Source organism: Streptomyces sp. NPDC001889, assembly GCF_053594535.1.
On sequence record NZ_JBSFER010000019.1, the window covers coordinates 125,204 to 146,785 of the forward strand.

Here is a 21,582-nt window from a genome sequence, read left to right on the forward strand (position 1 = left end):
CGAGGACCGGAGCTGTCAGCGGCCGGGCTGCGACGGCGGTTACGAGGACATGGGCGGCGGCGAGCTGTACTGCGACACCTGCGGCCTCGCGCCCGTGGTCGCGGCGGCCGGGCCGTCCGGCACATCGGCGGGCGCGGGCCGGCTGAGCGGCGACACCACCTCCGTCCACCGGGGCTCCCGCTCCTCGCGGGCTTCCTCGCGCCCCGCCTCCTCGCGCCGTTCGGTGTCGGGGCGGCTCTCGCTCACCGCGACCGGGTCCAGCACCTCCACCCGCTCGGTCTCGGTGCGCAGCTCCGGCACCTCCACGGTCGCGTCCAGCCGCAACCGGCTGGGCGCGGGCCTGGTCACCGTGCCGGAGGTGCCGCGCCCGGAGCCCCGCGCGGCGGTGATGGCGAACCCGGAGGTGCCCGAGCGGAAGCGGTTCTGCTCACGGGCCGAGTGCGGTGTGCCGGTGGGGCGTTCGCGCGGCGGGCGGACCGGGCGCACGGAGGGGTTCTGCACCGGGTGCGGCCATCCGTACTCCTTCGTGCCCAAGCTCGCCGCCGGGGATGTGGTGCACGGTCAGTACGAGGTGGCGGGCTGTCTCGCCCACGGCGGCCTCGGCTGGGTCTATCTGGCCGTGGACCGGGCGGTCTCGGACCGCTGGGTGGTGCTCAAGGGCCTGCTGGACACGGGCGACCAGGACGCGATGGCCGCGGCGATATCCGAGCGCCGCTTCCTCGCCGAGATCGAGCACTCCAACATCGTGCGCATCTACAACTTCGTCGAGCACCTCGACCAGCGCACCGGTTCGCTCGACGGCTACATCGTCATGGAGTACGTGGGCGGCAAGTCGCTGAAGGAGCTGGCGAACGACCGCAGGGACCCCTCCGGACGGCGCGACCCGCTGCCCGTGGAGCAGGCGTGCGCGTACGGCATCGAGGCGCTGGAGGCGCTCGGGCACCTGCACAGCCGTCACCTGCTGTACTGCGACTTCAAGGTCGACAACGCCATCCAGCAGCAGGACCAGCTGAAGCTGATAGACATGGGCGCCGTCCGGCGGATGGACGACGACGAGTCGGCGATCTACGGCACGGTCGGCTACCAGGCCCCGGAGGTCGCGAGCGCCGGGCCCTCGGTCGCCTCCGACCTCTACACGGTGGCGCGCACCCTGGCGGTGCTGACCTTCGACTTCCAGGGCTACACCCATGTCTTCGCGGACAGTCTGCCGGACCCGGAGAACGTCGAGGTCTTCCGTGCCTACGAGTCGTTCTACCGGCTGCTGGTGCGGGCGACGGACCCCGATCCGGCCCGGCGTTTCTCCTCGGCGCAGGAGATGGCCGAGCAGCTCACGGGGGTGCTGCGGGAGGTCGTCGCGCTCCAGACGGGCCGTCCCCGGCCCGCGCTGTCGACCCTCTTCGGCCCCGAACTGCGGGTGCCGGACACGGAGCTGTTCGCGGAGCGGACCGACGATGTGTCGCGGCTGGGCGCACGGGCCCGGAGGGGTCGCGGGGCCCGGGGGGCCGCCGGGGCGCCGGAGTCCGGCGCCGGGCCGGCCGCTCCGGAGCCGGCGGTGCGCGACACCCGGGCCGTGGCGCTGGCGCTGCCCGTGCCCCGGATCGACCCGGCCGACCCCAACGCCGGTTTCCTCGCCGGTCTGGTGGCCTCCGCCCCCGCCGAGCTGATCGCGGCGCTCGCCGCCGTGCCCGCGCCGTCCCCGGAGAGCAGGCTGCGCGAGCTGCGCGCCCGGCTGGAGACGGGTGAGGCGGCCACCGCGTCCACGGCGCTCGCGGCGCTGGAGAGCAAGCACTCGGACGACTGGCGGGTCGTCTGGTACCGGGGTCTGACCGCCCTGATCGCCGGGGACAACGAGGCCGCCGCGCTCTCCTTCGACGCGGTCTACGACGCCTTCCCGGGCGAGCCCGCGCCCAAGCTGGCGCTCGGGGTGTGCGCGGAGATACTGGGCCAGTCGGACAACGCCGCGGAGTACTACCGGCTGGTGTGGACGACGGACCCGAGCTATGTCAGCGCCGCGTTCGGCCTGGCGCGGGTGCAGCTCGCGGCGGGCGACCGCACCGGCGCCGTACGCACCCTGGAGTCGGTGCCGGAGGCGTCCGTCCACTGCACCGCCGCCCGGGTCGCCGCGGTACGGGCGCGGCTGCGCGGGCGCGGTGTCCGGGAGCCGCTGCTGGACGATCTGGTGGCCTCGGCGGAACAGGTGGAGGCGCTCCAGGACCTCGGTCTGGACGCGGTGCGCCGGGAACGGTTGTCCACCGAGGTACTCGGCACGGCCCTGGACTGGGTACTCTCCGGTAGTCCCGGAACTCAGCCGTCCGTACCGGCGCCGGCGAGCACTTCGCGGCCCAGCGGCGCGCCCACCGCCCAGGTGGAGCGTGCCGCGCGGGCCGCCCCCGCCGTGCTGCTCGGCAGCGCGCTGGACGAACGCGGTCTGCGCTTCGGGCTGGAACGCTCCTACCGGGTGCTCGCCCGGCTCGCCCAGCGGGGCGAGGAGCGGATGGAACTGGTGGAGCGAGCCAACCGCTTCCGCCCCCGGACGTGGGTGTGATTGATGTCGCCGCAGATGCACCGGCCCGGCGCCGGTCCGATGTGCCCCGCTTGCGCGGAGCCCCTGGAGGAGGGCGACCGCTTCTGCGGCGCGTGTGGACACGGCCTGTCGGCGGGGTCGGCGCCACCGGGGCCCGACCGTCCGACCCTGGCGATCGGGGTCCCGGCGGCGTGGTCGGCCGCCCGCGCCCCGGCGAACCCCGCCCCTCCGGGACCCGATCCGGCTCCGGCTCCGGCGGGGCCGTATCCGCCGCTGCCGGAGGTCCCCGCACACCCCCCGGCCGGACCGGGAGCCCCGCCGCACCCCTCCGTACCGCCGGCCGTCCCGGGACCGCACGGCTCCGGTCCGGCCGCCCCGGGCCCCGGCGTACCGGCGCCCCCCGCCCCTCCGGCCGCGCGGACACCCGCCCCGTACGGACCCCCCGGGCCGGTCACGCCGCCGGGGCCACCCGTTCCGCCGCCCGCCGAGCCCGGGGCCACCGGCCGGGCCGGTGGGGACTTCGAGCTGCCCGCGCCGCGGACACCGGCACCGGCACCGCCGGCCGGTGCGGTGGACCCGCGCACTCCGGCCGACCCGCGCACCCCGTCCCCGCCCGCCGCCGTGCCCTCCCCCGCGCCCGCCGCCGTCAAGGTCTGTGTGGCCTGCCGGGGCGGCCGGGTCGACACCGACGGGTACTGCGAGAACTGCGGCCACGCCCAGCCGAAGGAGCGCGACCACATGGAGCGTGAGCTGGGCCCGGTGGCCGCCGTCAGCGACCGGGGGCTGCGCCACCACCGCAACGAGGACGCGTTCGCGATCTCCACCACCGCCCTGCCGGACGGCTCACCCGCCGTGGTGGCGATCGTCTGTGACGGGGTGTCATCGGCCACCCGGCCCGACGAGGCGTCCCAGGCCGCCGCCGCGGCGGCCAACGCCCTGCTGCTGGCGGAGCTGCCCCGGGGCACCCACCCCCAGCAGGCCATGCGGGACGCCATCGTCGCCGCCGCCGCCGCGGTCGACGCCCTCGCGGACCGCCCCGCGCGGAGCGAACCGGCCGAGCCCGCGCCGGGTCACCAGCTCAACGCGCCCGCGTGCACCATCGTCGGCGCCATCAGCGCCGGCGGCCTGCTGATTGTCGGCTGGGTCGGCGACAGCCGCGTCTACTGGGTGCCCGACGACCGCGGCGGTCCCGCCGCCCGGCTCACCGAGGACGACTCCTGGGCGGCCCAGATGGTGGCCGCGGGCCTGATGAGCGAGCAGGAGGCGTACGCGGACGAGCGCGCCCACGCCATCACCGGCTGGCTCGGCTCCGACGCCTATGAGCTGGACCCGCACACCGCCGCCTTCAAGCCGGACCGCGACGGCGTGGTCGTGGTCTGCACCGACGGTCTGTGGAACTACGCGGAGAGCGCCGAGGAGATGGCCCGCGCCATCCCGGCAGACGCCGCGACCCGGCCGCTGCACAGCGCTCAGGTGCTGGTCGGACACGCGCTGGACGGCGGCGGACACGACAATGTGACCGTGGCTGTGGTGCCGTTCACGGTGACGGGACGGGAGTGACAGGACGGGAGTGACGGGACAACGCGCCGCGGGCCAGGGGGTCACGGGCCAGGGGGCCACGGGACACGGCACGGACCCGGCCCGCCCACGGATCTGACCCGGCACCGGCCGGGCGGGTCCCGGCGGCGGACAACCGGGCGCACCGCCCGCGCACAACGGCCGGGCGCCGACAACGGGGGAGGCGCCCGCAGCAGGGGCACCAACGGGTGCCCGGCCGCTTCAGTTCTCCCCGAGCGGAGCCTCAAGGAGCCCATCAGATGGCCAATTTCTCCAAGTCCCCGGTGCCGCGCTTCTCGGTCGACGTCTACCAGAACGAGTTTCTGCCCGAGGGCGGCCGGGAGGTGAACGCGATCGTGACCGTCGCCTCCACCGGCGGCGGGACCAGCGGCGGTGCGCCGCTCCGGGGAAGCTCGGCGTCCGCATCCGCGCCCGGCGCGGCCGTGGTGATCATGGTGGACTGTTCGGGTTCGATGGACTATCCGGCGACCAAGATGCGCCATGCGCGGGACGCCACCTCCGCCGCGATCGACACCCTCCGCGACGGAGTGGAGTTCGCCGTCGTCGGCGGCACCCACCGGGCCGTGGAGACCTACCCCGGCGGCGGCCGGCTCGCCGTCGCCGACGGCCGCACCCGCGCGGAGGCGAAGAGCGCGCTGCGGCGGCTCACCGCCGGCGGCGGCACCGCGATCGGTACCTGGCTCACCCTCGCGGACCGCCTGCTGGCGACCTCGTCCGGCGATATCCGGCACGGCATCCTGCTCACCGACGGACGCAATGAGCACGAGAGCCCGGAGGCGCTGCGCTCGGCGCTCTCCGCCGTGACGGGCCGGTTCACCTGTGACGCGCGCGGAGTCGGCACCGACTGGGAGGTCAAGGAGGTCACCGGGATAGCGTCCGCGCTGCTCGGCACCGCGGACATCGTGGCCGATCCGGCCGGTCTGGCCGCCGACTTCACCGGCATGATGGAGAACGCGATGGGCAAGGGGGTCGCGGATGTCACGCTGCGGCTCTGGACCCCGGTCGGGGTGGAGATCGGATTCGTCAAGCAGGTCGCGCCCACCGTCACGGATCTGACGGACCGGCGCACGGAGGCGGGCCCTCGGGCCGGTGACTACCCGACCGGCTCGTGGGGCGACGAGTCCCGCGACTACCACATCTGTGTGTGGGTGCCCCGGGCGAACATCGGCCAGGAGATGCTGGCCGCCCGGGCCTCGCTGATCGTCCCGGCCCCGGGCGGCGGGGCGCCCGAGGTGCTCTCCCAGGGGCTGATCAGGGCCGTCTGGACGGACGACATGGCCGCCTCCACCTCCATCAACCCCCAGGTGGCGCACTACACGGGCCAGGCGGAACTCGCGCACGTCATCCAACAAGGACTGGATGCCCGCAAACTGGGCGATATCGATGGGGCGACGGCGAAGCTCGGACGCGCCGTGCAGCTCGCGGCGGTCTCCGGAAACGCGGACACCGCGAAACTCCTTTCGAAGGTGGTCGACGTCGTCGACGCGGCGACGGGTACTGTGCGACTGAAGGCGAAGGTCGCCGAGGCGGACGAGATGACGCTCGAAACCCGGTCCACGAAGACGGTCCGGGTGAAGAAGTAGCCGCTCCGCCGCGGCGCCGACCGGACGTACGACACAGCGAAGAGACGGCCCGCGGGCCGGACGAGGAGAGGGGGAAGCGCCGACATGCCGACCTGCCCGAACGGACACCAGTCGGGTTCCGACGACTGGTGCGAGGTCTGTGGACACCGCATGGCCGGCCCCGGCGCTTCCGCGGGGGCCGCGCCGCAGCCGCCCCGGCCCGGGTACGGATACCCCGGCCCCGGGGGCGATCCGCACGCCACCGCCCAGGCGGAGCTGTGCCCGCAGTGCCGCACCCCGCGCGAGGCCATGGCCCCGTTCTGCGAGGAGTGCCGCTACAACTTCCTGACGCACACGGCGACGTCCTACACGCCGATAGCCCCGGCACCGCACTCGCCGTCGCCCGGGCTGAATCTGCCGTCCGGTTTCACCCACCAGCCGCCCCCGCCGGGCCCCGGCCCCCAGGGGCCGCCGCCCGGGCCGCGCGGGCCGGGGCACGATCCGTACGAGTACCAGGGCTCGCGGCCCTCGCAGCTCAACCGGCCCGCCGAACCGCTCGGCGAGCGGCCGGGACAGCAGCCGTTCCCGCCGGGCCCGCCCTCCCCCTTCCCCCAGGGACCGGGGCAGCACTCCGGCGGACCCGCGCAGCACCCCGGCGGACCTGATCAGCACGGCGCGCAGGGTCAGCACGGCGCGCCGGGCCGGCAGGGCGGTCCCGGGCAGCACCCGGGCCCCGGGCAGGGGCACCAGAACCCGCCGCCCGGGTACCCGCAGCAGTCCGCACCGCTCGCGCCGCCGCAGCGCCAGCGGCAGCAGCCGGGGGTGGCCGACGACTGGATGATCTCCCCGCCGTCGCAGTCCCAGCACCAGTCCCCGCAGCCGCAGCCGCCGTCGCCGTCGCCGCAGTCACCGTCCCCGCAGCCGCACTCCCAGCAGCCCCAGCACCAGCACCAGTCCCCGCCCCAGCACCCGTTCCCCCAGAGCGGCCCGTCGTCGCCCTTCCCGCAGGGACCGGGGCAGCACCACGGCGGCCCCGGGCAGCAGGGCCAGGGCCAGGGCGGGCAGGGCGGCCCCGGTTCCGGCTCCGCGCCCGGGCAGCACCAGTCACCGCCGTCGTATCCGGCGGCCGACGGCTGGACCGCCGTCGTCGCGCCCGACCGCGACTACTTCCTGGCGATGATGCAGCGCAGCGGCCCCGACGCCACCGGCCTCAACCTGCCCGCGTACTCCCCCGAGCAGCACCTCACGCTCACCGGCAGCCAGATCACCATCGGCCGCCGCCGCCACTCCACCGGAGAGTCCCCCGACATCGATCTGTCGGTGCCGCCGGAGGACCCGGGGGTCTCGCACAAGCACGCCGTGCTGGTGCAGCAGCCCGACAGCACCTGGGCCGTCGTCGACCAGAACTCCACCAACGGCACGACGATCAACGGCGCGGAGGAGCCGATCCAGCCCTATGTCCCCGTCACGCTGAACGACGGCGACCGGGTCCACGTCGGCGCCTGGACGACCATCACCGTGCGCAGGAGCTGAGCCGGCCACCCCGGGAGCCCGCGGGGGCACGGCCTCACGTGTCGCGGCGGCCCAGTGGCCAGGCGTACGGCCCGTCGGGGTCGTCCAGCCAGGCCCACTGCCGGCCGCCGCTGACGGTGACCCCGAACCGCTCCCGGGCCGGCCGTCGCTCGCGCTCCCAGAGCGCCCGCGCCTCACGCGGACCGAGGCTCCCGCCGGTCAGCGTCAGCAGGAACCGGAAGAGATCGTTCTCCAGTACTCCGCGGGACGGTGTCCCGCCGGCCCGCTCCGGCACGGCGTCACCGCCCCGCAGCGGCACGAAGTAGGCGGAGGTCCGCAGAAAGCGCCCCTCCGCGCTGGGCCCGCCGCCGCCTTCCCCGTCCCGTACCCGCAGGGCGATCAGTCCGGTGGAGAGCGGCGCCAGGATCAGGGCGTCCGGCCGGCACTGCGCGAGCCAGTCGTACGGGATGTACGGCAGGGTGCAGGTCGCGATGATCCTGTCGAAGGGGGCGCGCTCGCGGCAGCCGCGCGCGCCGTCGCCGGTGACCACCGTCGGACGGAAGCCGGCGAGGGCCAGATGCGCCCGCGCCGAGTCGGTGATCTCCGTCTCCATGTCGATGGTGGTGATCCGGTCGTCGCCGAGCCGGTGGGAGAGGAGCGCCGCGTTGTACCCGGTGCCCGCGCCGATCTCCAGCACCCTGTCGCCGTGCCGCACCCGCAGCGCGTCGAGCATCCGGGCCATCAGCGAGGGCTGGCTGCTGGAGGAGATCAGCTCGCCGTCGCGCACCCGGGTGGCGAGCGGCCCGTCGTCGTACGCACCGCGCAGCCAGCGCTCCCGCCGCGCGGGGTCGGGGTCCTCGCGCCAGAGCCGCTCATGGCCTCCGGCCCGGTTGACGAAGTAGTACGGGACGAACAGATGCCGGGGCACCTCCTCGAACGCGAGCCGCCAGGCGGGGTCGGTCAGCCCGCCGTCGGCCACGATCAGCCGCACCATCGCCGCCCGGGCCTCGGCCCCCGGCCCGGCGTACGGTTCCGCGTTCGCACCCATGCCTCCACTGTGCTGCCCCGCCGCCCGGTACGCGAGCACCCCGGGCCGGTGGGCCCTCCAAGATCCACGGGAAGCGCCCCAGGGCGTTTCCCGTGGATCAGGCCGGATCAGGGAGCGGGGTCCGGGGTCGTGGATCGCGAGGCGGAGGAAGGAGTCCACGCGGAGCGTCGACGACTGACGACAACGCGGCGAGGCGCGGTCCCGGACCCCGCGAGCCCGGCAAGATCCACGAGAAGCGCCCTAGGTCCGGAGTCCTCCGCCGGTGGGTCTGAGACGATGGAGGGGTGACTGAGATTCCGCGCGGCACCGTTCAGGAGCAGACCTTCTACGAGCAGGTCGGCGGCGAGGAAACCTTCCGGCGCCTGGTGCGCCGTTTCTACGAGGGTGTGGCCGATGACCCGCTGCTGCGGCCGATGTACCCGGAGGAGGACCTCGGCCCGGCCGAGGACCGGTTCGCCACCTTTCTGATGCAGTACTGGGGCGGTCCGCGCGTCTACAGCGAGAACCGCGGCCACCCCCGGCTGCGGATGCGGCACGCTCCGTTCCCGGTGGACCGCGCGGCCCATGACGCCTGGCTGAGGCATATGCGGGACGCCCTCGACGAGCTGGAGCTGTCGCCGGAGCACGACCGCCGGCTCTGGGACTATCTCGTCTACGCCGCCGCGTCGATGGTGAACACGGCGGGTTAGGCCGCGCCGCCGCCGGTCCCGGCCGCCTCGGGGATCTCGGGGGTCTCAGCGGCCTCGGGGGTCTCAGCGGCCTCGGGGGTCTCAGCGGCCTCGGGGGTCTCGGCGAGGAGGCCGGTCACCCAGGAGTGGAAGGCCCCGATGTGGTGCTCACTGGGCACCAGCACCCCGCCCGCCCGGTAGGCGCGGGACCCCATCCCCGGCTGCGTCCGCTCACAGGCGGCGAAGTCCTGCACATTGACCCGGTGGAACAGCTCCACCGAGCGGCTCAGATCCGCGCCCGAGGCGATCACCTCGGGCGCGTACAGCCAGTCGCAGTCGACCACCGTGCGGTCGGGGGCGGCCGGGAACATCCGGTGGACGATCACATGGTCGGGCACGAGGTTGATGAAGACCTGCGGCCTGACCGTGATCGCGTAGTAGCGCCGGTCCTGCTCGTCCGCGAGCCCCGGCAGCCGGCCGAAGCCCTCCCCTCCGTCGACGGTGAAGCCGCGCGCGCCGTCCGCGAAGACCGCGCCGTGGCCCACCGAGGACTGGGCGGCCCGGCCCCGGACGAACTCCGGGAGCACGGAGACCAGTTCGGGGTGGATGGTGGCGCAGTGGTAGCACTCCATGAAGTTCTCGACGATCAGCTTCCAGTTGGCGTTCACCTCGTAGCGCACCCGCCGGCCGAGCCCGAGCCCCTCGGCGCCGTACCGGCCGATGGCACCGGCGTCGCCGAGCCGTTCGGCGGCGGCCCCCGGCACCTGTTCCTCGAAGGGCGGCGGCTCGTCGGCGAGACAGACCCAGAGGTAGCCCAGCCACTCGCGCAGGGCGACCGCGCGGAGCCCGTAGGCGGTGCGGTCGATGTCCGGCATCCGCGCCAGATTGGGCGCGGCGACCAGCCGTCCGTCGAGGTCGTAGCTCCAGGAGTGGTACGGACAGCGCAGGGTCCGGCCGGCCAGCCCGGACTCCTCGGTGCGGAGCCGGGCACCCCGGTGCCGGCAGACATTGAGGAAGGCGCGCGGCTCACCCGCGCCGTTGCGGGTGAGCAGGACGGACTCCCGGCCGACCGGGACCGTGCGGAACGCCCCCGGAGCGGCCAGTTCCGTGGACCGCGCCGCGCAGAACCAGAGCGACTCGAAGATCCTCTCCTGCTCCCGGGCGAAGAGTTCGGGGCTGGTGTAGTGGTGCCCCGGCAGGGTGGTGAGCAGACTCGGCGGAACGGTCATGCGATCTCCCTCGGGCGGGCGCGGCCGGGCGGCCGGGCGGCCGGTCAGGCGGGGGCCGCGGTGAAGCGGCCGGGGTCGAAGAGCGCGATGGGGTGGCGGGTGGTGCCGTCGGTGGCCAGATCGGCGAGGATCTCGCCGACGACGGGGACGAATTTGAAGCCGTGGCCGGAGAATCCGCAGGCCACCACGACCGCGTCCGGGTGCGCCGGATGCGGGGCGATCACAAAGTGCTCATCGGGCGTGGTGGAGTACATGCAGGTGACGGCCTTGAGGAAGGTGCCGGGCAGGGTGGGCAGCCGGGGTCCGAGGTAGTCGGCCATCGCCCGCACCTCGTGGTCGTGGACGGTGCGGTCGATGGTCTCGGGGGTGCAGATCTCGCCATCGCGGAAGAAGGCGACCTTGGCGCCCCGCTCGGGCCCGTCGATGGCGGGGAAGCCGTAGACCTGGGTGCCGGCCGGGTCCTCCCAGATGTAGACGGGGTGGTGCGCGGGGCGGTACGGACCGGTGCCGCCCCGGGGCTGGAACCAGTACATGATCTTCCGCTCGATGGTGATCGGCACCCCCAGACCGGCGAGGAGCCGGGGCGCCCAGGCGCCGGGGCAGATGATCAGCCGGGCCGCCGTGTAGGTGTCCTCGGCGGTGTGCACCCGCACGCCGTCGCGGTACGGCTCCCAGCGGGTGACCGGCTCCTCGAAGTGGAGGTCCGCGCCGTGGCGGGTGGCGAGCTGGAGATGGGCGGCGACGGTGTTCTCCGGGCGGAGCAGCCCCGCCCGTGCCTCGTACAGACCGATCTCGTCGTCGGCGGGGGTCAGCGTGGGGAAGCGGCGGCGCAGTTCCCGGGCGTCGAGCATCTCGTGCGGCAGATCCCACTCCCGGGCCGAGCGCAGGGAGCCGGAGACCGTACGGCTCTCGGGGCGGCCGATCATCACCCCGCCGCAGAGGGTGGCGATGTCGCGCCCGGTCCCGCGCTCCAGCTCCTCGTACAGCTCGTAGGCGCGCAGCAGGAGCGGGACATAGGCCGGGTCCTCGAAGTAGGACTGGCGGGTGATCCGCGAACCGCCGTGGCTGGAGCCCCTGCTGTGCACGGGGCCGAACTTCTCCAGTCCGAGCACACGCACCCCCCGGGCGGCGAGGTGGGCGGCGGCGGCGCTGCCCATCCCGCCGAGTCCGAGGATGATCGCGCCGTACGCGGGTGCCATGGGTCTCCCTTCGCTGGGGGCCGCCGGTCCGGGGCCGGACTAACCGCGGACGCGGGCCGTCCCCGGGTCGTGGAGCGGGGTCCGGACGACGGTGGCGGCCAGCTTCTCGCCCAGGTATTCGATATGGACGGCGGTTCCGGGGGGCAGCGGGGGCAGCCAGGCGTAGGCGACGCAGCGGCCGACGGTGTAGCCGTAGCCGGCGCTGGTGACATGGCCGGCGGGGACACCGCCGTGGAGAACGGGCTCCTTGCCGAGGACGACGGCGGCGGGGTCGTCGAGGGTGAGGCAGAGGAGGCGGCGGTCGGCGCGGGCCCCGGTCTCCCGGTGGCGGAGGAGGGCGTCGCGGCCGATGAAGTCGCCCTTCGCCCCGGCCCCCGTCCCGCCTTGGGACCCGGCCCAGCCCTCGTGCCCGTGCCCGTGCCCGCCGTCGTCCTCGGGACCGCCGTCATTCTCGGGACCGCCCCCGCCCCCGGGACCACCGTCACCCCCGGGACCGCCCGCGCCCAGATGGACGGCGAAGCCGAGGCCCGCCTCGTCCGGGGTGTCCTCGGTGGTCATGTCGCGGCCCCAGGCCCGGTACCCCGCCTCCAGCCGGAGCGAGTCGAAGGCGCCGCGCCCGGCCGCGATCAGCCCGAGTGACGCTCCGGCGGACCACAGGGTGTCCCAGAGGGCGAGTCCGAGGTCGGCGGTGGTGCACAGCTCCCAGCCCTGCTCGCCGACCCGGCCGATCCGCAGCGCGGTGACCGGGACCGGGCCGATACAGGTGCGGCGGGCGGCGCGGTCGCGAAGGTCCCGGTGCGGGAAGTCGTCGTCGGTCAGCGGCTGGACGAGGGCGTGGGCCAGCGGCCCCCAGACGCCGACGCAGCAGGTGCCGGGGGTGAGGTCCTGGACGCGCACCCCGGGCGGCGCGTGCCGCAGCAGCCAGCCGAGGTCGGCCGGGGTGTTGGCGCCGAGCTGGAACTCCCGCTCGCCGAGGCGGGCCACGGTCAGATCGGAGCGGATGCCGCCCGCGTGGTCGAGCAGCAGGGCGCAGGTCACCGAACCGGGTGGTTTCGCGAGCTGGTTGGTGGTCATCCGCTGGAGGAAGTCCAGCGCCCCGGGGCCGCTGACCCGCAGCCGCCGCAGCGGGGTCATGTCGTACAGCGCCACACCCTCGCGGGTGGTCCGGGCCTCGGCGGCGGCGATGGGCGACCAGTGGCGGGCCGACCAGTCGTCGCGCTCCGGGGGCCGGCCCGCCTCCGTGACGAGCGGCGCGTTCGCCTCGTACCAGTGCGGGCGCTCCCAGCCGCCGCCCTCCAGGAAGTACGCCCCCAGCTCCCGCTGCCGCGCGTGGAAGGGGCTGGTCCGCAGCGGGCGGGGCCGGCCGGGCGGCTGGAGCGGATGGACGATGTCGTACACCTCGGCGAAGCTCCGGGCGCCGCGCGCGGCGATGTACGCGGGGGTGAGCTGGGCCTGTTCGAAGCGGGCGGGGTCGCACTCGTGGAGGTCGAGGGCGGGCCGGCCGTCGGTCATCCACTGGACCACGGCCCGGGCGGCGCCGGCGGAGTGGGTGACCCAGACGGCCTCGGCGAGCCAGAAACCGCCCAGATCGGGGCTCTCGCCGAGGAGGGGCAGACCGTCGGGGGTGAAGGAGAAGACGCCGTTGAACCCCTCGCCGACACCCGCGTCCGCGAGGGCGGGCAGCAGCCGGACGGCCTCGTCCCAGGCGGGTGCCCACTCCTCGGGGGTGAAGCCGAGCGCGGAGGGCATGACGGGTGCGGCGTCGTACGAGGGGAGGGCGGCGGGGTCGACGGGCAGCGGCCGGTGGGCGTAGGAGCCGATGCCGATACGGGTGCCGTGCCGCCGGAAGTAGAGCGGTCCGCCCTGGTGGCGGAGGATGGGCAGCCGCTGCGGCAGGCGGTCCAGGGGGCGGGTCGTGGCGTACTGGTGGGCGAGGGGCAGCAGGGGAACGCGCACCCCGGCCAGCGCGCCGACCAGCGGCCCCCAGAACCCGGCGGCGCAGACCACCCGTTCGGCCGGGAAGCTCCCCCGGTCGGTGACGACGGCGGTGACCCGGCCGGCCGAGCGCTCGATCCCGGTGACGGTGTGGCGGTCGAGGAAGCGGGCACCCCGGGCGGCGGCGCGCCGGCGCATGCGGCCGGCGGCGTCCAGGGCGCGGGCCACACCGTCGTCGGGAGTGTGCAGTCCGCCGACGACCTCGGTCCCGCGCAGCAGCGGCCACAGTTCGCGGCAGCGTCCGGGGCCGACGACCTCGGCCCCGATGCCCCAGGAGGCGGCGAGTCCGGCGCGGCGGTGCAGCTCCGTCAGCCGCGCCCCGGTGGTGGCGACTTCGAGGCCGCCGACGCGGTCGAAGGCGCCGAGCCGGGTGAAGCGCTCGACGGTGTGGGCGGCGAGACGGGTCATGGTGCGCGAGGGGTTGAGGCGGAAGACGAGACCGGGCGCGTGGGAGGTGGAGCCGCCGGGCGAGGGCAGCGGGCCCTGGTCGAGGACGGTGACATCGCTCCAGCCGCGTGTGGTGAGTTCATCGGCGAGCGCACAGCCGACGATGCCCGCTCCGATGACGACCACGGGGGCGCGGAGGTCGCCGGGCCCGGCGCCTCCCCCGGGAGCGGGGCTCGCGCGGGGAGGCGCGCCGGCTCCGGGAACGGGGCGCGGGGCGCCGGCTCCGGGAGCGGCGGCGGGGTCCACCGGGGTGGCGTCGGGTGGCACGGGCATGTCTCGACCCCCAGCTGTTGCGCTGTGTGCACGACGGGTTGCGCCATGGAGCCATCTCGATGGGAGACATAGTGGGAACGGCCCCGCGCACCGTCAAGGGCGTCGGCGGCTCCGGGCCCGGCCCGCGCGCGGGCGCGGCCCGGGTGGGGGTCAAGCGCCCCTGGTGGGGATGACGTTCAGCCCGCCGAGGCCATGGGTGCGTACGGCGATGGACCCGAAGGGCGTACGGAGTCTGAGCCAGGAGGCCGTGGACAGCAGCGCGAGGGGTGCCCCGGGGCGCAGGAATCCGAGGGACTGCGCGGCGTGGACGGCCCGCAGTGGCAGCGGGGTGGCGCCGAGGGTGCGGGACCAGATCTCCCGGCCGATACGGTCCCGCTCGGCGCGGGTGCGGCGCTCGGCCGGCAGGTCGCCGTCGCGGGCGCGGAACTCGGCGACGGCGGCGGCGACCGCCTCGCGCACGGCCTGGGCCGGGGGCAGACCGGGCAGTTCCCGCCAGCCGCCGCGCGGCGGCAGGACCCCCGCCCACGGCGGTCCGGTGACGGGTCCCGGCAGGGTGAACGCGGTGCCCGTGACGGAGTCGAGCAGCTCACCGGCGGAGACGGTGAGATCGATCCGGGCGGGCGCGCCGAGGCGCGCCGCCCGGATCGCCAGCACCTCGAAGGAGGGCGGGCGGCCGAAGACGGCCAGGCTGGCCTGCGGCCCCTCGGGGCCGCCCGCCTGGAGCCGCACGGCGGCGGCCCGGTCGTAGTGGAGCAGCCGGGCGAGGAAGGCGGCGAGATCCTCCGCCTCCCTCGCGTCGGCGAAGTGCAGACTCTGCACGGGCACACTCATCCGACGAGAGCGCCCTCTTCCAGGGCCGGCAGATACCGCTGGAGGTAGGACTTCTCCTCGGCGCTGATCCGGCGCGGACGGGCCGCCTCCAGGTCGTAGGGCACGACGACGGTCGACGCCCGCACATAGATCTGCGCGGTGTCGCCCTCGGCGTCCTTCACCTCGTAGGCGATGGTGAGGGACGCCGCGCCGATCCTGGTGACCCATGACTCGATGATCACCGGCTCGTGCCGGTGGACCAGCGGCCGGACATAGTCGATCTCGTGCCGGGCCACGACGGACCCGCCGGAGAACGACGGCGAACCGTCGCCCGGCTGGAGCCGGAACATGAAGTCGATGCGCGCCTCTTCCAGATACCGCAGGAAGACGACGTTGTTGACGTGCCCGAAGGCGTCCATGTCCGACCAGCGGAGGGGACAGCGGTAGATGTGCCGGGCCATGGGTCTGTGGGCTCCCTCAGCCTCGGGTCAGCTTCTTGTAGGTGGCGCGGTGCGGACGGGCCGCGTCCGGGCCGAGCCGCTCGATCTTGTTCTTCTCGTACGACTCGAAGTTGCCCTCGAACCAGAACCACTTGGAGTCGCCCTCGTAGGCGAGGATGTGGGTGGCGACCCGGTCCAGGAACCAGCGGTCGTGGGAGACGACCACGGCCGCGCCGGGGAACTCCAGCAGGGCGTTCTCCAGGGAGGAGAGCGTCTCGACGTCGAGGTCGTTGGTGGGCTCGTCGAGGAGCAGCAGGTTGCCGCCCTGCTTCAGGGTGAGTGCCAGGTTCAGCCGGTTGCGCTCACCGCCGGAGAGGATGCCCGCGGGCTTCTGCTGGTCCGGGCCCTTGAAGCCGAACGCCGAGACATAGGCGCGGGACGGCATCTCGACCTGGCCGACGTTGATGTAGTCCAGTTCGTCGGAGACGACGGCCCACAGCGACTTCTTGGGGTCGATGTTGGCGCGGCTCTGGTCGACGTAGGAGATCTTGACCGTGTCGCCGACCTTGATCGAGCCGGAGTCCGGCTCCTCCAGGCCCTGGATCATCTTGAACAGCGTGGTCTTGCCGGCGCCGTTGGGGCCGATGACGCCGACGATGCCGTTGCGCGGCAGGGTGAAGCTGAGATTGTCGATGAGCAGCTTGTCGCCGAAGCCCTTGGAGAGGTTCTCCACGTCGACGACGATGCTGCCGAGCCGCGGGCCCGGCGGGATCTGGATCTCCTCGAAGTCCAGCTTCCGCATCTTGTCGGCCTCGGCGGCCATCTCCTCGTACCGGGCGAGCCGGGCCTTGGACTTGGCCTGCCGGCCCTTGGCGTTGGAGCGGACCCACTCCAGCTCCTCGCGGAGCCGCTTGGCGCGCTTGGCGTCCTTCTGGCCCTCGACCTTCAGCCGGGCCTGCTTGGACTCCAGGTAGGTGGAGTAGTTGCCCTCGTAGCCGATCGCGCGCCCGCGGTCGAGTTCGAGAATCCAGCCGGCGACGTTGTCGAGGAAGTACCGGTCGTGGGTGATGGCGACGACGGTGCCCGCGTACTTGGCGAGGTGCGCCTCCAGCCACTGGACCGACTCGGCGTCCAGGTGGTTGGTGGGCTCGTCGAGCAGCAGCAGGTCGGGGGCTTCGAGCAGCAGCTTGCAGAGGGCGACGCGGCGCTTCTCACCACCGGAGAGGTTGGTGACGGGCCAGTCCCCGGGGGGGCAGCCCAGCGCGTCCATGGCCTGCTCCAGCTGGGCGTCGAGGTCCCAGGCGTTGGCGTGGTCCAGGTCCTCCTGGAGCTTGCCCATCTCATCCATCAGCTCGTCGGTGTACTCGGTCGCCATCTGCTCGGCGATCTCGTTGAACCGGTTGAGCTTGCCCTTGATCGTGGCGACGCCGTCCTCGACGTTCTCCAGCACGGTCTTGGACTCGTCCAGCGGCGGCTCCTGGAGCAGGATGCCGACGGTGTAGCCGGGCGACAGGAAGGCGTCGCCGTTGGAGGGCTGCTCCAGACCGGCCATGATCTTCAGCACGGTGGACTTACCGGCGCCGTTGGGGCCGACCACACCGATCTTCGCACCGGGCAGGAAGCTCAGCGTCACATCATCGAGGATGACCTTGTCGCCGTGCGCCTTGCGCGTCTTGCGCATCGTGTAGATGTACTCAGCCAAGAGAAACCGTCCGGCAGATGAGTGAGTGGGCAGATACACCCCATCTTGCCTGACGTCCATCCCCCGATGGAAACCGGTCACCGGAGCGGTGGGGCTCCCGGAGCCCCGGAGGTGACCGGAAAGTAGTCTTCCGGTCACCGCGTGACGGGGCCGCTCACTCCTCGGCCGAGGGCTTCTTCCTGCGGAGGAGGAAGACGGCTCCGCCGCCGACCACGACCAGGACGACCGCCACCCCCGCTATCAGCGGGGTGGTGCCGGAGCCGCCGGTGGCGGCCAGGTCGCCCTCCAGCCCGGCCGAGGTCCCGCCGGCCGAGGCGGGCGCGAGCCGGGAGACGGGCGTCTCGGAGGCCGAGGCGGCGGGGGACGGCGCCGGATCGGGCAGACCGGTGACCCGGCAGTCCAGGACGCCCTTGAAGCTCTTGCTCGGGCCGCCGGGCAGGGCGATGGCGAAGTCGTACGGCTGGTCCTCGCCGACCGGGACGGTGACCGTCCGCGACCTCCCCGCCGGGATGGTGTGCGCGGTTCCCGCCAGCTCGAAGGTGAAGGGGGCGTCACCGCTGTTCCGCGCGGTGATGTCGATGCCGCCCTCGGCGCAGTTCTTCCGCGCGGAGAGCGCGGGCACCGCTCCCTCGGCGGCCCAGACCGCCGAGGCGTGCGCGGTGACGGTGGACTCGCTGGAGCCCGCGATGATCTGCGCCTGGCTCCTGGTGGTCGAGGTGAAGGTGCGGCCCACCGGGACGGGGGTGGTGGCCTGCGCGGTGAGCGCCGCCGTGCCGTCCGGGGCGGAGTCCGGCACCGCGAAGTACACCTTGGTGCCGTCGACCGCCGAGGTGAGGGGCTTCCCGGCGGCGTCGGTGAGCCGGACCCCGCTGGCCCCGCTGTCCAGCGGCGGGGTGAGCGAGACCCGGTCCGCCCCGGTGCGCACGGTCACCGGGCCGAGCCGCCCGCCCGGCCGGCCGGCGACCGCGCCCGGCTCCAGCGCGAGGGACGCGGCCGGCTCCCCGACGTTCCCGGCCTTCCGGTGCAGCCAGTCCGCGAGCCGCTCGGCCGCCGGGTCGAGCGCTTCGACCTCCGCCCGGTCGGAGTACCGCCAGATGGCGATCTGGGTCCCCGCGGCGGCGGTCCGCTGCGTCAGCGGACCGGTGCCCGCCCTCCTCGCCAGCTCCGCCAGATCGTCCACCTGGGGGAAGGAGTTCTCCACGATCCAGCGAATCCTGCCCGCGTCGCGGTTGCCGGCGAGGGAGGTCTGCTTCCCCGGGGTCTCCAGGTACTTCGCCTGGTCCTGCGTCGGGTTGTGGAGGTCGATGCAGTAGGTCTTGAGCCGGCCGCCGCCGTCGACGGTCATCTCGAAGAGGCCCGCGGGTATCGGATGGCTCTTGCCGCCCGCCCGCAGGACGGCCCGGTCGAAGGTCTTGAGGCCGTCGAGCGTGGCGACGGCCCCGGCCTGGTGGTGCGCGCTGTCGTCGGCCACGGCGGTCCCCGTGCCCGCCGCGGCCCCCGTCGCCACCAGACCCGACACCAGCACCGCGGCCACGGCCCGGCGCGCGGTCCCCCGCCTGAGTCCAACCGGCACAGCGAACTTGGAAAACACAGAATTCCCCTCCGGGCGAGGCGCGTTCACCCGCCTCACCGCGCACCGGGGCGCGCGGGGGCGGCTCGTACGGCTACTGCGAGCCGTACGGGTGACGCGGGCCTCGCGGGTCGTGCAGATCGTGATGGTGAGGTCGATGGCGCTGCTCGGGCAGCCGGGCGGGCGGTGTCTCACGGGCGGCTGGTGGGGGGATCGCCTCGCGGGCGGACTCAAGTGCCCGGTGAATACCGGGAAATCCTAGAGAGGCGGGAGACCCCCGTCCCCCGTCATACGGTCGGACAACCATTCCGAATCGGAATCGTTATCGCCGACTGTCCGGCGCGCGCCATTTCGCCATTTCTGAATCGACAAATCTCCACAACTCACCGGCCGGTGAGGCGCCGGGAGTTCAGAAGGGCGCCGCGACCTGCGCCGCGACCCCCTCGGCCCCCTCCGCTCCCCGGGGAGTGCCCTCCTCCCCCACCGGGGGCGCGGACTTCACCACCCGCCGGAACGCGGCCGTCCCGCGCGAGAGGTCGTGGCCCGCGGCCACCGCCTCGATATCCACAAAGGTCCTGCGCCTGCCGCCGGCGCCGGCCTCCGGCGCGCCCTGCGCCCTGTCCTGCTCCTCCTCCCGGACCCTCAGCCGCCCATGGACGAGCAGCGGATCGCCCAGCGAGACGGAACCGGCCAGATGCGCCCCCAGGGACCGCCAGGCGGAGACCGTGTAGAAACTGGTGCGCCCGTCCGCCCAGCTCTCCCGCTGCCGGTCCCAGCGCCTCGGGGTCACCGCGATACGGAATCGCGCCATTCCGCCGGTCGCTGTCTCCCGGTACTCCACCTGGGTCGCGACATTGCCCACCAGCGTCACCATCGTGTCGTGCACGGCGGCCACCTCCCCGTCCGCTCCTGCGGGCTCCCTGCCCGCCGGTTTCCATGCTGGACCGGGCGGCCCGGTCCCGCCGGGCCCTGTGGACCACCACCCGGCTGTGGACAACTCCGTCACCCCCGCCGCCGCCCGGGGACCCCGGCCCCGGCCCCGGCACCCGTCATCGCCGGCCCCCGCCCCCCGCCTTCCCCGCCACCGTCGCGTACTGCTCGCGCACCTCCCGGTACCGCATCAGCTCCCCCGCCACCGGATCGAGCACCATCGCCCTCCCGCACCCGGCGGCGGCCTCCCGCAGCCTGCGCCGCGCGTCCTGCCCGTACCGCCGGGCGGGCCCCCGCACCGCCGCCGTGCACGCCCACTCCACCAGCGGACCGCCCACGATCCCGGCCACCATCAGCAGCGCCGGCACCACGAGCCCCGGCTCCAGGACCCCGATGATCTGCCCCACCAGCCACAGCCCTCCGTACACCTGGAGCAGTGTCATGGACATCTGCGCCAGCACGGCCGCGGGCCACCACGCGGGCCGCAGCGGCCGTTTCGCGGTCGCCGCCGCCTCGCGCACGGCCAGCTCGTCCAGTGCCTCGGGCAGCCCGCCGGCCCCCCGGACGGCCGCCTCCCGCACCGCCTGCGCCCAGGGCGCGGGCAGTCCCGCCGCCGCCTCGTCGGCGACCGTCCGCACCGCCTGCTCGACGCGCTGCCGGGCGGTCAGCTCCTCCTCCACCGGCGTCACCGCGAGGGGCAGACCGCTCCCGGGCGTCCGGGACCGCTCGTACCAGCGCCAGAGCCGCAGCCAGGGCGTCCCGCACGCCCTGATGGCGTGTCTGCGCCACTCGCGCTCGGCCGTGTCGCCCGCCGCCTTCGCCCCGACGGCCTCCGCCAGCCGGGCCGCGAAGTCGTCCCGGGTCCGTTCGCCGAGACCGGTGCGGCCCTCGGCGACATAGGCGGAGCGCAGCCCGGCCGCCGCCGCGTCCACATCGGCGGAGAGCCGGCGGGCGGGCGCGGTCCGCTCCTGGACGAAGGTGCCGATCACCTCCCGCAGCTCGCCGACGCCCTCGCCGGTGAGCGCCGACAGCGCGAGCACCGTCGCCCCCGGTTCGCCGTGCTCGCCCAGCGCCATGCCGTCCTCGTCGAGGAGTCTGCGCAGATCGTCCAGTACCTGGTCGGCGGCCTCGCCGGGCAGCCGGTCGATCTGGTTGAGGACGACGAAGGTGACCTCGGCATGGCCCGCGAGGGGCCGCAGATACCGCTCGTGCAGGGCGGCGTCGGCGTACTTCTCCGGATCGACCACCCAGATCACCGCGTCCACCAGCGCCAGCACCCGGTCGACCTGCTCCCGGTGTCTGACCATCGCGGAGTCGTGGTCCGGCAGATCGACCAGGACCAGACCGGACATCTCCTCGGAGCCGCCCGCGAGCGGCCTGCGGCGCAGCCGGGAGGGGATGGCGAGCCGGTCGAGGAGCCCGGCGGACCCCTCCGACCAGCTGCACGCGATGGGCGCCGCGGTGGTGGGGCGGCGCAGCCCGGTCTCCGAGAGCGGGACCTGGGCGAGGGCGTTGAAGAGGGTGGACTTCCCGCTTCCGGTGGCGCCGGCGAGGGCGACGACGGTGTGCCGGGAGGAGAGCCGCTGCCGGGCGGAGGCCTCGTCGAGCACGCGTCCGGCCTCGGCGAGGGTGTGGCTCTCCACCCGGGTGGAGGAGAGGCCGACGAGTTCCCGCAGGGCGTCGAGCCGGGTGCGGAGCGGCCCGCCGTAGGTCCCCCCGATGGGAATGTGCTCCCCGGAGCCCTCGATGCCGTCGATGCCGTCCATGCCCCCGGAGCCCCCGGGCCCCAGGAGGTCCCGGGCCCCGCCGGTCCGCGCGGCCTCCCCCGCGGAGTCCCGCCTCTCCCGGCCGCCCGCGCGGCGGGCGATGAGCCCGTCGTCCCAGATACCGGCGGACCCCTCACCGGGGGCCTGCTCGGGTTCGGGCTCGGGCTCGGACTCCCGTTCCGGGCCCCCGTCCCGCCCCCGCACCTCTTCCCGCTCCCGCTCCTTCTCCTGTGTCTGCTCCCGCTCCCGCTCCTTCTCCTGTGTCTGCTCCTGCTCCCGGCGCGGGGTCCCGGCCGCCCGGCTCTGGTCGTCCGTGATGGCGGTCACCG

General features: G+C 74.4%; 15 protein-coding genes. 5 read left to right on the forward strand and 10 right to left on the reverse strand.

All coding sequences use genetic code 11. The annotated features are described in order from the left end of the window. The first annotated feature begins 49 nt into the window (after positions 1–49). From ACWCRA_RS22835 to ACWCRA_RS22850, 4 genes are all read left to right on the forward strand, one after another. Positions 50–2,545 carry a tetratricopeptide repeat protein gene (locus ACWCRA_RS22835; protein WP_451068478.1) on the forward strand — a complete coding sequence of 832 codons (2,496 nt, stop codon included), beginning with the start codon at positions 50–52 and terminating at the stop codon, positions 2,543–2,545. Between the two features lie 3 nt (positions 2,546–2,548). Then, the gene (locus ACWCRA_RS22840) at positions 2,549–4,084 is read left to right on the forward strand and encodes a PP2C family serine/threonine-protein phosphatase (protein ID WP_451068455.1); all 1,536 of its coding nucleotides are present in this window, start codon (positions 2,549–2,551) and stop codon (positions 4,082–4,084) included. Between the two features lie 257 nt (positions 4,085–4,341). After that, positions 4,342–5,685, forward strand: a complete 1,344-nt coding sequence (locus ACWCRA_RS22845) for a vWA domain-containing protein (RefSeq protein WP_451068456.1) — start codon at positions 4,342–4,344, stop codon at positions 5,683–5,685. 84 nt (positions 5,686–5,769) lie between these two features. Beyond that, entirely contained in the window at positions 5,770–7,197 is a 1,428-nt protein-coding gene (locus tag ACWCRA_RS22850; RefSeq protein WP_451068457.1) for an FHA domain-containing protein, read from the forward strand. Positions 7,198–7,231: 34 nt separating this feature from the next. Here ACWCRA_RS22850 and ACWCRA_RS22855 read toward each other — a convergent pair whose 3' ends face one another. After that, positions 7,232–8,224, reverse strand: coding sequence for a methyltransferase domain-containing protein (locus ACWCRA_RS22855; RefSeq protein ID WP_351545336.1), 993 nt, complete (start codon positions 8,222–8,224; stop codon positions 7,232–7,234). Positions 8,225–8,508: 284 nt separating this feature from the next. Here ACWCRA_RS22855 and ACWCRA_RS22860 point away from each other — a divergent pair, with 284 nt between their 5' ends. Continuing rightward, positions 8,509–8,913: a globin gene (locus ACWCRA_RS22860; protein ID WP_351545339.1), complete on the forward strand. Its 405-nt coding sequence runs from the start codon at positions 8,509–8,511 to the stop codon at positions 8,911–8,913. On the opposite strand, the gene ACWCRA_RS22865 is transcribed toward ACWCRA_RS22860, so the two are convergent. The 9 genes from ACWCRA_RS22865 to ACWCRA_RS22905 all read right to left on the reverse strand — a co-directional run bounded on the left by ACWCRA_RS22865 (position 8,910) and on the right by ACWCRA_RS22905 (position 21,580). Beyond that, complete coding sequence (locus ACWCRA_RS22865; RefSeq protein WP_451068458.1) at positions 8,910–10,121, reverse strand: aromatic ring-hydroxylating oxygenase subunit alpha; 1,212 nt, start codon at positions 10,119–10,121, stop codon at positions 8,910–8,912. The genes ACWCRA_RS22860 and ACWCRA_RS22865 overlap by 4 nt on opposite strands. 44 nt (positions 10,122–10,165) lie before the next feature. Next, positions 10,166–11,320 carry an N-methyl-L-tryptophan oxidase gene (gene solA, locus ACWCRA_RS22870; RefSeq protein WP_351545345.1) on the reverse strand — a complete coding sequence of 385 codons (1,155 nt, stop codon included), beginning with the start codon at positions 11,318–11,320 and terminating at the stop codon, positions 10,166–10,168. 39 nt (positions 11,321–11,359) lie between these two features. Next, positions 11,360–14,035, reverse strand: coding sequence for a GcvT family protein (locus ACWCRA_RS22875; RefSeq protein WP_451068459.1), 2,676 nt, complete (start codon positions 14,033–14,035; stop codon positions 11,360–11,362). Positions 14,036–14,185: 150 nt separating this feature from the next. Further along, complete coding sequence (locus ACWCRA_RS22880) at positions 14,186–14,866, reverse strand: hypothetical protein (RefSeq protein ID WP_351545350.1); 681 nt, start codon at positions 14,864–14,866, stop codon at positions 14,186–14,188. Continuing rightward, positions 14,863–15,306 carry an acyl-CoA thioesterase gene (locus ACWCRA_RS22885; protein WP_351545353.1) on the reverse strand — a complete coding sequence of 148 codons (444 nt, stop codon included), beginning with the start codon at positions 15,304–15,306 and terminating at the stop codon, positions 14,863–14,865. The genes ACWCRA_RS22880 and ACWCRA_RS22885 overlap by 4 nt, the downstream gene beginning before the upstream one ends. Before the next feature lie 16 nt (positions 15,307–15,322). Then, the gene (ettA, locus tag ACWCRA_RS22890; RefSeq protein ID WP_351545356.1) at positions 15,323–16,987 is read right to left on the reverse strand and encodes an energy-dependent translational throttle protein EttA; all 1,665 of its coding nucleotides are present in this window, start codon (positions 16,985–16,987) and stop codon (positions 15,323–15,325) included. Positions 16,988–17,141: 154 nt separating this feature from the next. After that, positions 17,142–18,560 carry a thioester domain-containing protein gene (locus ACWCRA_RS22895; RefSeq protein ID WP_351545359.1) on the reverse strand — a complete coding sequence of 473 codons (1,419 nt, stop codon included), beginning with the start codon at positions 18,558–18,560 and terminating at the stop codon, positions 17,142–17,144. Between the two features lie 406 nt (positions 18,561–18,966). Further along, positions 18,967–19,443: a single-stranded DNA-binding protein gene (locus tag ACWCRA_RS22900; RefSeq protein ID WP_451068460.1), complete on the reverse strand. Its 477-nt coding sequence runs from the start codon at positions 19,441–19,443 to the stop codon at positions 18,967–18,969. Between the two features lie 163 nt (positions 19,444–19,606). Continuing rightward, positions 19,607–21,580: a GTPase gene (locus tag ACWCRA_RS22905; protein ID WP_451068461.1), complete on the reverse strand. Its 1,974-nt coding sequence runs from the start codon at positions 21,578–21,580 to the stop codon at positions 19,607–19,609. Positions 21,581–21,582 lie beyond the last annotated feature (2 nt).

Bases quoted from the DNA above. Each gene is read 5' to 3' on its own strand.
- ACWCRA_RS22835 (WP_451068478.1), top strand. From the start codon at position 50: ATGGGCGGCGGCGAGCTGTACTGCGACACCTGCGGCCTCGCGCCCGTG.
- ACWCRA_RS22840 (WP_451068455.1), top strand. From the start codon at position 2,549: ATGTCGCCGCAGATGCACCGGCCCGGCGCCGGTCCGATGTGCCCCGCT.
- ACWCRA_RS22845 (WP_451068456.1), top strand. From the start codon at position 4,342: ATGGCCAATTTCTCCAAGTCCCCGGTGCCGCGCTTCTCGGTCGACGTC.
- ACWCRA_RS22850 (WP_451068457.1), top strand. From the start codon at position 5,770: ATGCCGACCTGCCCGAACGGACACCAGTCGGGTTCCGACGACTGGTGC.
- ACWCRA_RS22855 (WP_351545336.1), bottom strand. From the start codon at position 8,224: ATGGGTGCGAACGCGGAACCGTACGCCGGGCCGGGGGCCGAGGCCCGG.
- ACWCRA_RS22865 (WP_451068458.1), bottom strand. From the start codon at position 10,121: ATGACCGTTCCGCCGAGTCTGCTCACCACCCTGCCGGGGCACCACTAC.
- solA (WP_351545345.1), bottom strand. From the start codon at position 11,320: ATGGCACCCGCGTACGGCGCGATCATCCTCGGACTCGGCGGGATGGGC.
- ACWCRA_RS22875 (WP_451068459.1), bottom strand. From the start codon at position 14,035: ATGCCCGTGCCACCCGACGCCACCCCGGTGGACCCCGCCGCCGCTCCC.
- ACWCRA_RS22880 (WP_351545350.1), bottom strand. From the start codon at position 14,866: ATGAGTGTGCCCGTGCAGAGTCTGCACTTCGCCGACGCGAGGGAGGCG.
- ACWCRA_RS22885 (WP_351545353.1), bottom strand. From the start codon at position 15,306: ATGGCCCGGCACATCTACCGCTGTCCCCTCCGCTGGTCGGACATGGAC.